This is a genomic window from Citrobacter sp. Cu096 (genome assembly GCF_030332285.1).
In the GTDB taxonomy this organism is placed as follows: Bacteria; Pseudomonadota; Gammaproteobacteria; order Enterobacterales; family Enterobacteriaceae; genus Citrobacter; species Citrobacter meridianamericanus.
The window spans coordinates 20912-34626 of record NZ_JAOWID010000023.1; the positions used below are offsets into that span (position 1 = coordinate 20912).

Sequence of the window (13715 nt, forward strand, 5' to 3'; positions counted from 1 at the left end):
ACGCGTCATAACTGACAGGGGACGCGTAGTTAATATGGCAGGGAGTCTGAAGATATGCCGTGAAATTTGGTTAATTAAGTGTAAATTTCTGCGCCACGGTCTATTACTTCACTTTCACCAGCGTACGGCCTTGCACCTGGTTATTGATGATGGCATCGGCGAACTTCGGTGCATCTGCCAGCGTAATTTCCGTGGCGGCCTGAGCATAGAACGATTCCGGCAAATCCTTCACCAGTCGCGCCCAGGCTTGTGCACGCCGTTCCGGAGGAGTCATCACTGAGTCTACCCCTTGCAAACGAACGTTACGCAGAATGAACGGCATCACCGTAGTCGGCAGAGTAAAACCGCCTGCCAGGCCACAGGCGGCAACGCAGCCGCCGTAGTTCATCTGTGCCAGTACTTTCGCCAGGACTTTGTCACCAACCGTATCAACTGCACCAGCCCACAGTTGTTTTTCCAGCGGGCGTGATTCTGCAAACTCATCGCGACCAAGAATACGGCTAGCGCCCAGGCTTTTCAGGTAGTCGTGGGTGCTTTCGCGACCCGAAACCGCCGCAACCTGATAACCCAGCTTATGCAGTAACGCAATGGCCGTGCTGCCCACGCCGCCACTGGCGCCGGTGACAACAATCTCACCGTCTTGCGGGCGGATGCCGGCATCTTCCAGCGCCATGACGCACAGCATGGCGGTAAAACCGGCGGTACCGATGACCATGGCTTTACGTCCGTCCAGCCCTTTTGGCAGCGTAACCAGCCAGTCGCCTTTCACGCGTGCGCGTTCTGCCAGTCCACCCCAATGATTTTCACCCACGCCCCAGCCGGTCAGCAAAACTTCCTGACCTGCATGAAAACGGGGATCTTCGCTTGCGCGAACGGTACCGGCGAAATCGATACCAGGAATCATCGGAAAATTACGAATGATTTTACCCTTGCCAGTGATAGCCAGGGCGTCTTTGTAGTTCAGGCTTGACCAGTGGATATCCACCGTCACATCGCCTTCCGGTAGCTGATTTTCGTCGAGGGGTTGAACGGATGCGAGGGTTTTTCCGTCCTGCTGTTCTAAGATCAAAGCCTGCATAACCTGTCCTCAATTCGTCTGGTGGATTGGAAAATTAATTATGAAGACTATACTCGCTAATCAAAACATGATGCCGATTCTGCGCAATAAATTGCCAGATATACCTGATTTGGTAGTATGCCCACACTGTTTGTATAAATGGACGGATTTTGCGTTCAGCTTTGCATTTGCGCGTCGCTTTATCACTTTCATGCCTGTTTCATAACTGTCGGAGTTAACACAAGGATGCGATTAACGACGAAATTTTCAGCTTTTGTCACGCTGCTTACTGGGTTAACGATTTTCGTAACTCTCATCGGCTGCTCGCTGAGTTTCTACAACGCAGTTCAATATAAGTTCACCACCCGTGTTCAGGGGGTGGCGACGGCGATTGATACTCAACTTGTCTCCCGCGATGTCGTTGCGTTAACCCCGCAAATCGATGAACTGATGGTTTCGGTTGATATCGTGCGTATACAACTGATGCAGGGCGAGCACGTGGTGTATGAGCACTCCCGCACCAGCAGCTATCGCCCGGCGGGGACAAATAATCTCTATCGCGATATCACCGTCCCGTTGATCAAGAACCCGGGTATGTCGCTGCGTCTGGTTTATCAGGATCCGATGGGTAACTATTTCCATTCGCTGCTGACCACCGCACCGCTCACGCTGGCGATTGCTTTCATTATACTGATGCTCTTTTTGTCGGTGCGCTGGCTTCAGCGTCAGCTTTCAGGGCAAGAGCTGCTGGAGATTCGTTCAACGCGCATTCTGAATGGTGAACGTGGACCGAACGTGCGGGGAACGGTCTATGAATGGCCAGCACGTACCAGTAGCGCGCTCGATATGCTCCTGGCCGAGATTCAAAATGCTCGCGAACAACGCAGTCGCCTCGATACGCTGATTCGTTCCTATGTGGCGCAGGATACAAAAACCGGGCTGAGTAACCGCTTGTTCTTTGATAACCAACTGGCAACGCTACTGGAAGATCAGGAAAAAGTGGGATCGCATGGCGTCGTGATGATGGTGCGCCTTCCAGACTTTACGCTGCTGCGCGATAGCTGGGGAATTACCCTCGCGGAAGAACAAATTTCAATGCTCATCAATTTATTGTCGACTTTTATGACGCGCTATCCAGGCGCGTTGCTGGCGCGCTACCACCGTAGCGATTTTGCCATCCTGCTGCCGCACCGCACGTTGAAAGAGGCGGAAAGCATCGCGGGGCAATTATTAAAAGCGGTGGACGCGCTTCCGGCTAATAAAATGATCGATCGTGCCGATATGATTCATATCGGCATTTGTGTTTGTCGCAGCGGGCAGTCGACAGAACAAGTGATGGATCATGCCGAAGCCGCCACGCGGAATTCGGTATTACAGGGTGGGAACAGCTGGTCGGTCTATGATGATTCACTGCCGGAAAAAGGTCGGGGCAACGTACGCTGGCGAACGCTAATCGAACAGATGCTCAGTCGGGGCGGGCCGAGAATTTATCAAAAGCCTGCGGTAACGCGTGAAGGACGAGTACATCATCGGGAGCTGATGTGCCGTATTTTTGATGGCAGCGAAGAGGTTATTTCGGCGGAATATATGCCGATGGTGCTGCAGTTTGGCCTGGCTGAAGAGTATGACCGTCTGCAAATCAGCCGTTTGATCCTGCTGTTGGGGTACTGGCCGCAGGAAAGTCTGGCGATGCAGACAACGGTTGAATCACTCATTCGCCCGCGTTTTCAGCGCTGGCTACGTGATACGCTGATGCAGTGCGAAAAATCATTACGCAAACGCATAATTATTGAACTTGCGGAGGCAGATGTCTGTCAACATATCAGCCGGTTACAACCCGTCATCAGATTGATGGGGGCGCTGGGTGTGCGAATCGCTGTGACGCAGGCGGGCTTAACGCTGGTGAGTACCAGTTGGATCAAGGAGCTTAACGTTGAGTTATTGAAGCTACATCCAAGCCTGGTGAGGAATATTGATAAACGAACGGAAAACCAGCTGCTGGTTCAAAGCCTGGTAGAGGCCTGTTCAGGAACACCAACGCAGGTTTACGCCACGGGCGTTCGTTCGCGTAGTGAGTGGCACACGCTGACGGAACGTGGAGTTTCTGGTGGGCAAGGGGATTTTTTTGCCGCATCACAGCCACTTGACACTAACGTGAAAAAATATTCGCAAAGATACTCGGTTTAACCTGCCGTTTAATTTGTTTTCACGTAGAATAACGCGCGCTGTGCCTTCTGGGGGTGTGCTTGTCTGCTCGCCAGGTTGTAACAGCAAACATGCAGGTGAATGACCTTTGACAGGTTGCAAACAAAAGCGAGGAGTGCTGCTGATTTATTCAGCCCTGATGGATTCAGGCCGGTTTTGTAACAAAGGAAACGAACTGCACTAATTTTCACCGTAGCAGATGATTTTTGCGCCTTGTCGCTGCTGCGTGTGGTTGGTAAAGTAAGCGGATTTTGTTTTCCGCCCCAGCTTTCAGGATTATCCCTTAGTATGTTGAAAAAATTTCGTGGCATGTTTTCCAATGACCTGTCCATTGACCTGGGTACCGCGAATACCCTTATTTATGTAAAAGGACAAGGCATCGTATTGAATGAGCCTTCTGTTGTGGCCATTCGTCAGGATCGTGCCGGTTCGCCGAAAAGCGTGGCTGCAGTAGGTCATGATGCGAAGCAGATGCTGGGTCGTACGCCGGGCAATATTGCTGCAATTCGCCCAATGAAAGACGGCGTTATCGCTGACTTCTTCGTGACTGAAAAAATGCTCCAGCACTTTATCAAACAAGTGCACAGCAATAGCTTCATGCGCCCAAGCCCGCGCGTACTGGTGTGTGTACCGGTTGGAGCAACGCAGGTTGAACGCCGTGCGATCCGTGAATCCGCACAGGGCGCTGGTGCCCGTGAAGTCTTTCTGATCGAAGAGCCGATGGCGGCTGCGATCGGTGCCGGTCTGCCAGTTTCTGAAGCAACCGGTTCTATGGTTGTGGATATCGGTGGTGGTACGACTGAAGTTGCCGTTATCTCCCTGAACGGCGTGGTTTACTCCTCTTCTGTTCGTATTGGTGGTGACCGCTTTGATGAAGCCATCATTAATTATGTTCGTCGTAACTACGGTTCTTTGATCGGTGAAGCCACCGCAGAACGTATTAAACACGAAATCGGTTCCGCCTATCCGGGCGACGAAGTCCGCGAGATCGAAGTTCGCGGTCGTAACCTGGCAGAAGGTGTTCCACGCGGCTTTACCCTGAACTCCAACGAGATTCTGGAAGCCCTGCAGGAACCTCTGACCGGTATCGTAAGCGCGGTAATGGTTGCACTGGAACAGTGCCCGCCAGAGCTGGCGTCTGATATCTCTGAACGCGGCATGGTGCTGACCGGTGGTGGCGCGCTGCTGCGTAACCTTGACCGTCTGTTAATGGAAGAAACCGGTATTCCAGTTGTTGTTGCTGAAGATCCGCTGACCTGCGTGGCGCGCGGTGGTGGCAAGGCGCTGGAAATGATCGATATGCACGGCGGCGACCTGTTCAGCGAAGAGTAATCGGATGCAGGCTGGGTAGCCCGCGGGTTGCCCTTCCGCTCTGATACGAGAATACGCATAGACTATGAAGCCAATTTTTAGCCGTGGCCCGTCGCTACAGATTCGCCTTATTCTGGCGGTGCTGGTGGCGCTCGGCGTTATTATTGCCGACAGCCGCCTGGGTACGTTTAGTCAAATCCGAACGTACATGGATACCGCCGTCAGTCCTTTCTACTTTATCTCAAATGCTCCCCGTGAATTACTCGACGGCGTTTCACAAACGCTGGCTTCGCGCGATCAACTCGAACTTGAAAACCGGGCGTTGCGTCAGGAACTGCTGCTGAAAAACAGCGAGCTGCTGATGTTGGGGCAATATAAACAGGAGAACGCGCGATTGCGCGAGCTGCTGGGATCGCCGCTACGTCAGGACGAACAAAAGATGGTGACGCAGGTCATCTCAACGGTTAATGACCCTTACAGCGATCAGGTCGTGATCGACAAAGGGAGCGTTAACGGCGTCTATGAAGGTCAGCCGGTTATTAGCGACAAAGGCGTTGTGGGTCAGGTCGTTGCTGTGGCTAAACTGACCAGCCGCGTGCTGCTGATTTGCGACGCGACGCATGCACTACCGATCCAGGTCCTGCGTAATGATATTCGCGTGATCGCTGCGGGTAACGGCTGCACCGACGATCTTCAGCTCGAACATCTGCCGGCCAATACCGACATTCGCGTTGGTGATGTGCTGGTTACCTCGGGCCTGGGCGGACGTTTCCCTGAAGGTTATCCGGTCGGTGTCGTTTCATCGGTTAAGCTGGACACGCAGCGCGCATATACCGTGATTCAGGCGCGCCCGACCGCCGGTCTGCAGCGTCTGCGCTATCTGCTGCTGTTGTGGGGCGCCGATCGCAATGGCGCAAATCCGATGACGCCAGAAGAAGTGCACCGTGTTGCCAATGAACGTCTGATGCAAATGATGCCGCAAGTTCTGCCTGCACCTGAAGCAATGGGACCGCCTGCGCCCATGCCAGCTCCTGCAACAGGCGTGACTCCTGCGCCTGCGGATACCACATCGCCACAGCCTGCTCCGCGTAAGCCGGGAGGACAGTAAGTGGCAAGCTATCGTAGCCAGGGACGTTGGGTGATTTGGCTCTCGTTCCTTATTGCACTGTTGCTGCAAGTCATGCCCTGGCCGGACGACATTCTGGTTTTCCGGCCGAACTGGGTGCTGCTTATCTTGTTGTACTGGATCCTTGCGCTGCCGCATCGCGTAAATGTAGGCACAGGATTTGTGATGGGTGCCATACTGGATCTCATCAGCGGTTCCACCCTTGGCGTGCGTGCACTGTCGATGAGTATCATTGCTTATCTGGTCGCGCTGAAATTCCAGCTATTCCGCAACCTCGCGCTCTGGCAACAGGCGCTGGTAGTCATGTTGTTATCACTGGTCGTGGATATTATTGTTTTCTGGGCCGAGTTTTTAGTGATCAATGTCTCTTTCAGACCCGAAGTGTTCTGGAGTAGTGTAGTGAATGGTGTGCTTTGGCCATGGCTATTCTTACTGATGCGTAAGGTCCGTCAGCAGTTTGCGGTGCAATAAAGGTTGATATGAATACTCTGTATCTTGCTTCAGGTTCTCCACGTCGTCAGGAGTTGCTTGCTCAGCTTGGTGTTACGTTTGAACGGCTGGTTCCTGGAATTGAAGAACAGCGCCACCCGCAGGAAAGTGCGCAGCAGTATGTTTCGCGTCTGGCGCGCGAAAAAGCGCAGGCTGGCGTGGCGCTGGCCGCGCGTGATTTGCCGGTATTGGGGGCGGATACCATTGTTATCCTTAATGGCGAGGTGCTGGAAAAACCACATGACGCCGACCATGCCGCTGCAATGCTGCGTAAACTGTCGGGCAAAACGCATCAGGTCATGACCGCCGTAGCATTGGCCGACCGCCAGCACAGTCTGGACTGTCTGGTGATGACGGAAGTGACGTTCAGAGCACTAACCGATGAGGACATCGCGGGTTATGTTGCCAGCGGTGAACCAATGGATAAAGCAGGTGCATACGGTATTCAAGGGTTGGGTGGCTGTTTTGTCAGGAAGATTAATGGCAGCTATCACGCCGTAGTCGGCTTACCGCTGGTAGAAACGTATGAGTTGCTGACCAATTTTAACGCACTGCGTGATAAAAGGGATAAACATGACGGCTGAATTGTTGGTAAACGTAACGCCATCGGAAACACGGGTGGCTTACATTGATGGTGGTATTCTGCAGGAAATTCATATTGAACGTGAGGCGCGACGCGGAATCGTAGGCAATATCTACAAAGGTCGTGTAAGTCGTGTACTTCCGGGTATGCAGGCGGCTTTTGTAGATATTGGGCTTGATAAAGCTGCATTTCTTCACGCTTCGGACATCATGCCGCACACCGAATGCGTGGCGGGTGAAGAACAAAAACAGTTCACCGTGCGCGACATCTCTGAACTGGTGCGCCAGGGTCAGGACCTGATGGTGCAGGTAGTAAAAGATCCGTTGGGTACTAAAGGCGCCCGTCTTACCACGGATATCACGCTGCCTTCCCGTTATCTCGTCTTTATGCCGGGGGCGTCGCACGTTGGCGTTTCCCAACGTATCGAAAGCGAAATTGAACGCGAACGCCTGAAAAAAGTGGTGGCGGATTACTGCGATGAGCAGGGCGGATTCATTATTCGTACGGCGGCAGAAGGCGTCTGCGAAGAAGATCTGGCTTCGGATGCGGCCTACCTGAAGCGTGTCTGGACGAAAGTCATGGAACGTAAGAAACGCCCGCAAACGCGCTATCAAATGTACGGTGAGCTGGCGCTCGCGCAGCGCGTGTTGCGCGATTTTGCTGACGCCCAGCTTGATCGGATCCGCGTCGACTCCCGCCTGACGTACGAAGCGTTAATGGAATTCACGGCTGAATATATGCCTGAAATGACCAGTAAGCTTGAGCATTACAGCGGTCGCCAGCCTATCTTTGATCTGTTTGACGTTGAGAATGAAATCCAACGTGCGCTGGAGCGTAAAGTTGAACTCAAGTCAGGTGGTTATCTGGTTATCGACCAGACTGAAGCGATGACCACCGTCGATATTAATACCGGCGCGTTTGTTGGGCATCGTAATCTCGACGACACTATCTTTAATACTAATATTGAAGCAACGCAGGCTATTGCCCGTCAGCTGCGTCTGCGTAACCTCGGCGGCATTATTATTATCGATTTTATCGACATGAATAATGAAGACCACCGTCGCCGAGTGCTGCACTCTCTGGAGCAGGCTCTGAGCAAGGATCGCGTAAAAACCAGCATCAACGGTTTTTCACAGCTGGGTCTGGTAGAGATGACGCGCAAACGCACGCGCGAAAGCGTGGAACATGTGTTGTGCAACGAGTGTCCGACCTGCCATGGGCGCGGCACGGTGAAAACGGTGGAAACCGTGTGCTATGAAATCATGCGTGAAATTGTGCGCGTTCACCATGCATATGAATCCGATCGTTTCCTGGTATATGCCTCTCCGGCGGTGGCTGAAGCCCTGAAGGGGGAGGAGTCTCATGCGTTGGCGGAAGTTGAAATCTTTGTCGGCAAGCAGGTCAAGGTTCAAATTGAACCGCTGTATAACCAGGAGCAGTTCGACGTCGTCATGATGTAATCTGGCCTGGTAAACGCCTGATGGCGATACCTCGCAGGCCGGAGCAGGCGTTCACGCCGCCATCCGGCAACACGGTTTTGTGAGTCACATTTTTTGGTAGACAAGGAGAGGCGCGTGAGGCGATTGCCGGGGATATTACTGCTCACTGGAGCCGCATTCGTTGTCATCGCAGCGCTGCTGGTCAGTGGGCTGCGCCTGGCGCTACCTCATCTTGACAGTTGGCGGCCTGTCATCCTTGGCAAGATTGAATCCGCCACCGGTCTGCCGGTTTCCGCCAGTGAGCTTTCCGCAAGTTGGCAAAATTTCGGTCCTACGCTTGAAGCGCGCGATATCCATGCGCAGCTAAAAGACGGTGGCGAATTTTCGGTAAAGCGCGTCACGTTAGCGTTGGATGTCTGGCAAAGCTTACTGCACATGCGCTGGCAGTTCCGCGACCTCACCTTTTGGCAATTGCAACTGCGCATCAATACCCCCATCCAGCACAGTGAAAGCGGTGACGGAATTGAAGCCGGCCACCTCAGCGATCTCTTTCTGCGTCAGTTTGATCATTTCGATCTGCGTGACAGCCAGATTAGTTTCTTAACCCTCTCTGGCCAGCGTGCAGAACTGGCGATCCCCCAGCTTACGTGGCTGAACGGTAAAAACCGCCATCGTGCAGAGGGCCTGGTCAGTCTCTCCAGTCTGACCGGGCAGCACGGTGTTATGCAGGTGCGTATGGATTTGCGCGACGATGACGGGCTGTTGAATAACGGTCGGGTCTGGCTGCAAGCCGATGACATCGACGTCAAACCGTGGCTGAGTAAATGGATGCAGGATAATGTTGCGCTGCAAACTGCGCGTTTCAGCCTGGAAGCCTGGATGACGATTAGCAAAGGGGTCGTTTCCGGCGGTGATGTCTGGCTGAAAAAAGGCGGGGCAAGTTGGCTGGGTGATGAGCATACTCACACGCTCTCTGTCGATAACCTGACGGCGCACATTACCCATGAAGGACCGGGCTGGCAATTCTCGATCCCTGATACCCGTATCACCATGGACGATAAACCCTGGCCGAGCGGGGCATTAACGCTGGCCTGGGTCCCTGAGCAGGAAGTCGGTGGTGAGAATCATAAACGCAGCGATGAGTTACGCATTCGTGCCAGTAACCTGGAATTGGCTGGGTTGGAGGGGCTGCGCCCGATGGCGGCCAGGATATCGCCTGCACTGGGTGATATCTGGCGGGCCACGCAGCCGAGCGGAAAGATAGATGTGCTGGCGTTGGATATCCCACTGCAGGCGACAGAAAAAACTCGCTTCCAGTCCTCGTGGAGCAATCTGGCCTGGAAACAGTGGAAGCTGCTACCAGGGGCTGAGCATTTCTCCGGTACGCTTGCGGGCAGCGTTGAAAATGGTGCACTCACCGCTTCGATGAAGCAAGCTAAAATGCCGTACGAAACCGTTTTCCGCGCACCGCTGGAAATAGAGAACGGCGTGGCGACGCTAAGCTGGCTGAAGAATGAGAAAGGCTTTCAGTTAGACGGGCGCAACATTGATGTGAAAGCGAAAGCGGTACGTGCGCGCGGTGGTTTTCGCTATCTGCAACCCACTGGAGATGAACCGTGGTTAGGTATTCTGGCTGGCATCAGCACCGACGACGGCTCCCAAGCCTGGCGCTACTTCCCGGAAAATCTGATGGGCAAAGACCTGGTTGACTACCTCAGTGGCGCTATTCAGGGCGGCGAAGCGGATAACGCCACGCTGGTGTATGGCGGTAACCCGCATCTGTTCCCGTATCTGCATAATGAGGGGCAATTTCAGGTCCTGGTGCCGCTACGCAACGCGAAATTTGCTTTCCAGCCCGACTGGCCTGCGCTTACTGACCTCAATATTGAACTGAATTTCATTAACGACGGTCTGTGGATGAAGACGGATAGCGTTAATCTGGGCGGCGTGAAGGCCAGTAATCTGACGGCCAATATCCCCGACTATGCCAAAGAAAAACTGCTGATTGATGCCGATATTAACGGACCAGGCAAGGCGGTCGGACCTTATTTTGATGAGACGCCGCTGAAGGATTCCCTCGGCGCCACGCTAGAGCAGTTGCAGATTGACGGCGATGTGAATGCTCGCTTACATCTGGATATTCCGCTAGACGGCTCGCTGGTTACCGCGAAAGGTGATGTCAACCTGCGTAATAACAGCCTGTTTATTAAACCGCTCGACAGCACGCTGAAGAATTTGAACGGTAAATTCAGCTTTATCAATGGCGATTTAAAGAGCGAGCCGATGACGGCGAACTGGTTTAATCAGCCGCTGAACGTCGATTTTTCCACGACCGAAGGGGCGAAAGCCTATCAGGTAGCCGTGAATCTGCAAGGTGACTGGCAGCCAACCCGTATGGGGATTTTACCGGCGCAGGTCAACGATGCGTTAAGTGGCAGCATGGCGTGGAATGGCAAGGTAGGTATCGATCTCCCGTATCATGCGGGGCCGACTTACGACATAGAGATAAAAGGCGACCTGAAGAATGTAAGTAGTCACTTACCTTCTCCCCTGAATAAGGCTGCCGGTGAGGCGTTGCCGGTTAACGTTAAGGCCAACGGCAATCTGCGCAGTTTTGATCTGACCGGCAACGCGGGCAGTAAGAATCACTTTAACAGCCGCTGGTTGCTGAATCAGAAACTGACGCTTGACCGCGCAATCTGGACGTCGGAAAGCCGTACCGTGCCCGCGTTACCCGATCAACAAGGCATTGAGCTTAATCTTCCCCCTATGGATGGGGCGCAATGGCTGGCTTTGTTCCAGAAAGGTGCTGCGGATAACGTTGGGACCAACGCCAACTTCCCTCAGCGCATCACGGTACGTACGCCAGCGTTATCCCTGGGTGGCCAGCAGTGGAATAATTTAAGTATTGTGTCTGAGCCGTCAATCAATGGCTCCACCGTGCAGGCGCAGGGCCGCGAAATTAACGCCACGCTGGCGATGCGCAATAACGCGCCGTGGCTGGCCAATATTAAGTATCTTTATTACAACCCAAGTGCGGCAAAACCGTCACCGAATAGTACGCCCGCTTCGCCGTTTTCCACCATCGACAACGTCAGCTTCCGTGGCTGGCCGGATCTTCAACTACGCTGTGCCGAGTGCTGGATGTGGGGACAGAAATACGGTCGCATTGACGCCGATGTCGCGATTAAAGGCGACACGCTCACCTTGAGTAACGGCCTGTTGGATACCGGTTTTGCCAGACTGACCACCGACGGCGTGTGGGTGAATGCGCCGGGCAAGGAGCGGACGTCGCTGAAGGGTAAACTGAGTGGCAATAAAATTGACTCCGCGGCCAACTTCTTTGGCGTATCGACCCCGATTCGCAACTCTTCGTTCAACGTTGAGTACGATCTGCACTGGCGTAACCCGCCGTGGGATCCAGATTTAGCTTCGCTGAATGGTATTTTGCGTACCCGCCTGGGCAAAGGTGAGCTTACAGAACTCAGTACCGGTCATGCGGGACAACTGTTACGCCTGTTAAGTTTTGATGCGTTGCTGCGTAAACTGCGCTTTGATTTCAGCGATACCTTCAGCGAAGGCTTCTATTTCGACTCGATTCGCAGCACGGCGTGGATCAAAGATGGCGTGATGCATACTGATGATACGCTGGTGGACGGTCTGGAAGCCGATATTGCGATGAAAGGCTCGGTGAACCTGGTACGCCGGGAGTTGAATATGGAAGCGGTGGTCGCGCCAGAGATTTCTGCCACCGTAGGGGTTGCCGCTGCGTTTGCCGTCAACCCGATTGTTGGTGCTGCGGTGTTTGCTGCCAGTAAGGTATTGGGACCGCTGTGGAGCAAAGTGTCGATTCTGCGCTATCGCATCACTGGTCCGATCGATAAGCCACAGATCAACGAAGTTCTGCGTCAGCCGCGCAAAGAAAGCCAGCAATGATTTGACGGGGGCGAGTAATTGCCCCAATCTCACTACATAGATCTTCTACCGCAGTAACTAATGAGTAGCAAAACGATGAGTCTGAACCTGGTAAGTGAACAATTGCTAGCGGCGAATGGCCTGAAACATCAGGATCTGTTTGCCATCCTGGGCCAACTGGCCGAACGCCGCCTTGATTACGGCGATCTCTATTTTCAGTCGAGCTATCACGAATCCTGGGTTTTAGAAGACCGCATCATTAAAGATGGTTCTTACAATATCGATCAGGGCGTTGGCGTGCGAGCCATCAGCGGCGAAAAAACAGGGTTTGCCTATGCAGACCAGATTAGCCTGCTGGCGCTGGAACAAAGTGCTCATGCCGCTCGTACCATCGTGCGTGACAACGGTGATGGCAAAGTAAAAACGCTGGGGGCGGTGGAGCACCAGGCGCTTTATACCTCAGTTGATCCCCTGCAGAGCATGAGCCGTGAAGAGAAGCTGGATATTCTGCGCCGCGTAGACAACGTGGCGCGTGCCGCAGACAAGCGCGTTCAGGAAGTGACCGCCAGTCTGACCGGTGTTTATGAACTGATTCTGGTGGCGGCGACCGACGGTACGCTGGCCGCTGACGTCCGTCCGTTGGTGCGTTTGTCGGTAAGCGTACAGGTTGAAGAGGATGGCAAGCGTGAACGCGGCGCCAGCGGTGGCGGCGGGCGTTTTGGCTATGACTATTTCCTTGCCGATCTCGATGGCGAAGTCCGTGCTGACGCATGGGCGAAAGAGGCCGTACGCATGGCGTTGGTTAACCTCTCTGCGGTGGCCGCGCCTGCCGGTACGTTGCCGGTGGTGCTCGGCGCTGGCTGGCCTGGCGTTCTGCTGCATGAAGCGGTCGGTCATGGTCTGGAAGGTGACTTTAACCGCCGTGGCACATCAGTATTCAGCGGTCACATGGGTGAACTGGTGGCGTCAGAATTGTGTACCGTGGTGGATGACGGCACAATGGCGGACCGTCGTGGTTCCGTGGCTATCGATGACGAAGGTACGCCGGGTCAGTACAACGTGCTGATCGAAAATGGCATTCTGAAAGGCTATATGCAGGACAAACTCAATGCGCGCCTGATGGGAGTCGCGCCAACGGGTAACGGTCGCCGTGAATCTTACGCGCACCTGCCGATGCCGCGTATGACTAACACCTATATGCTGCCGGGGAAATCCACGCCGCAGGAAATCATCGAATCCGTTGAATACGGTATTTATGCACCTAACTTCGGCGGCGGCCAGGTGGATATCACCTCCGGGAAATTTGTATTCTCGACGTCCGAAGCGTATCTGATTGAGAACGGTAAAGTGACCAAACCGGTGAAAGGCGCAACGTTAATTGGCTCCGGTATCGAAGCGATGCAGCAGATTTCGATGGTGGGTAACGACCTGAGACTGGATAACGGAGTTGGCGTTTGCGGTAAAGAAGGACAGAGTCTGCCTGTGGGCGTGGGTCAGCCGACGCTGAAGGTGGATAACCTGACCGTGGGCGGTACTGCCTGAGAAACTGTAATTTAAAGGGTATTTTTGCCCGATAAGCGCTAGCGCTAT

Annotated in this window: 10 protein-coding genes; 8 read left to right on the forward strand and 2 right to left on the reverse strand. The window is 53.8% G+C overall.

From position 1 onward, the window contains the following. Window positions 1-103 precede the first annotated feature (103 nt). Window positions 104-1078, reverse strand: a complete 975-nt coding sequence (acuI, locus tag OGX99_RS09035) for an acrylyl-CoA reductase (NADPH) (protein ID WP_286543283.1) — start codon at window positions 1076-1078, stop codon at window positions 104-106. Between the two features lie 225 nt (window positions 1079-1303). Between acuI and csrD the strand changes: the two genes are divergently transcribed. Next, complete coding sequence (gene csrD / locus OGX99_RS09040) at window positions 1304-3244, forward strand: RNase E specificity factor CsrD (RefSeq protein WP_252838706.1); 1941 nt, start codon at window positions 1304-1306, stop codon at window positions 3242-3244. Window positions 3245-3252: 8 nt separating this feature from the next. Here csrD and OGX99_RS09045 read toward each other — a convergent pair whose 3' ends face one another. Then, window positions 3253-3573 (reverse strand): hypothetical protein, encoded by a 321-nt coding sequence (locus OGX99_RS09045; RefSeq protein ID WP_286543287.1) that lies wholly within the window; start codon window positions 3571-3573, stop codon window positions 3253-3255. Between OGX99_RS09045 and mreB the strand changes: the two genes are divergently transcribed. From mreB to tldD, 7 genes are all read left to right on the forward strand, one after another. Further along, window positions 3551-4594: a rod shape-determining protein MreB gene (gene mreB / locus OGX99_RS09050; RefSeq protein ID WP_000913396.1), complete on the forward strand. Its 1044-nt coding sequence runs from the start codon at window positions 3551-3553 to the stop codon at window positions 4592-4594. The two genes, OGX99_RS09045 and mreB, sit on opposite strands and share 23 nt — an antisense overlap. A 64-nt stretch (window positions 4595-4658) precedes the next feature. Further along, the gene (gene mreC, locus OGX99_RS09055) at window positions 4659-5681 is read left to right on the forward strand and encodes a rod shape-determining protein MreC (protein WP_151217893.1); all 1023 of its coding nucleotides are present in this window, start codon (window positions 4659-4661) and stop codon (window positions 5679-5681) included. Next, on the forward strand, window positions 5682-6170 hold the full coding sequence (gene mreD / locus OGX99_RS09060; protein ID WP_151217892.1) for a rod shape-determining protein MreD: 489 nt from the start codon (window positions 5682-5684) through the stop codon (window positions 6168-6170). It begins immediately after the preceding gene. An 8-nt stretch (window positions 6171-6178) separates the two neighbouring features. Then, window positions 6179-6772 (forward strand): Maf family protein, encoded by a 594-nt coding sequence (locus OGX99_RS09065; RefSeq protein ID WP_151217891.1) that lies wholly within the window; start codon window positions 6179-6181, stop codon window positions 6770-6772. After that, window positions 6762-8231, forward strand: a complete 1470-nt coding sequence (rng, locus tag OGX99_RS09070) for a ribonuclease G (RefSeq protein WP_187253338.1) — start codon at window positions 6762-6764, stop codon at window positions 8229-8231. Before OGX99_RS09065 ends, rng begins: the two co-directional genes overlap by 11 nt. Window positions 8232-8345: 114 nt before the next feature. Further along, a complete protein-coding gene (yhdP, locus tag OGX99_RS09075; RefSeq protein WP_151217890.1) occupies window positions 8346-12146 on the forward strand; it encodes an AsmA2 domain-containing protein YhdP in 3801 nt (1266 codons plus the stop codon). Between the two features lie 75 nt (window positions 12147-12221). Continuing rightward, complete coding sequence (gene tldD / locus OGX99_RS09080; protein WP_187253355.1) at window positions 12222-13667, forward strand: metalloprotease TldD; 1446 nt, start codon at window positions 12222-12224, stop codon at window positions 13665-13667. Window positions 13668-13715: the final 48 nt, after the last annotated feature.

Bases quoted from the DNA above. Each gene is read 5' to 3' on its own strand.
- acuI (WP_286543283.1), bottom strand. From the start codon at position 1,078: ATGCAGGCTTTGATCTTAGAACAGCAGGACGGAAAAACCCTCGCATCC.
- csrD (WP_252838706.1), top strand. From the start codon at position 1,304: ATGCGATTAACGACGAAATTTTCAGCTTTTGTCACGCTGCTTACTGGG.
- mreB (WP_000913396.1), top strand. From the start codon at position 3,551: ATGTTGAAAAAATTTCGTGGCATGTTTTCCAATGACCTGTCCATTGAC.
- OGX99_RS09045 (WP_286543287.1), bottom strand. From the start codon at position 3,573: ATGCCACGAAATTTTTTCAACATACTAAGGGATAATCCTGAAAGCTGG.
- mreC (WP_151217893.1), top strand. From the start codon at position 4,659: ATGAAGCCAATTTTTAGCCGTGGCCCGTCGCTACAGATTCGCCTTATT.
- OGX99_RS09065 (WP_151217891.1), top strand. From the start codon at position 6,179: ATGAATACTCTGTATCTTGCTTCAGGTTCTCCACGTCGTCAGGAGTTG.
- rng (WP_187253338.1), top strand. From the start codon at position 6,762: ATGACGGCTGAATTGTTGGTAAACGTAACGCCATCGGAAACACGGGTG.
- tldD (WP_187253355.1), top strand. From the start codon at position 12,222: ATGAGTCTGAACCTGGTAAGTGAACAATTGCTAGCGGCGAATGGCCTG.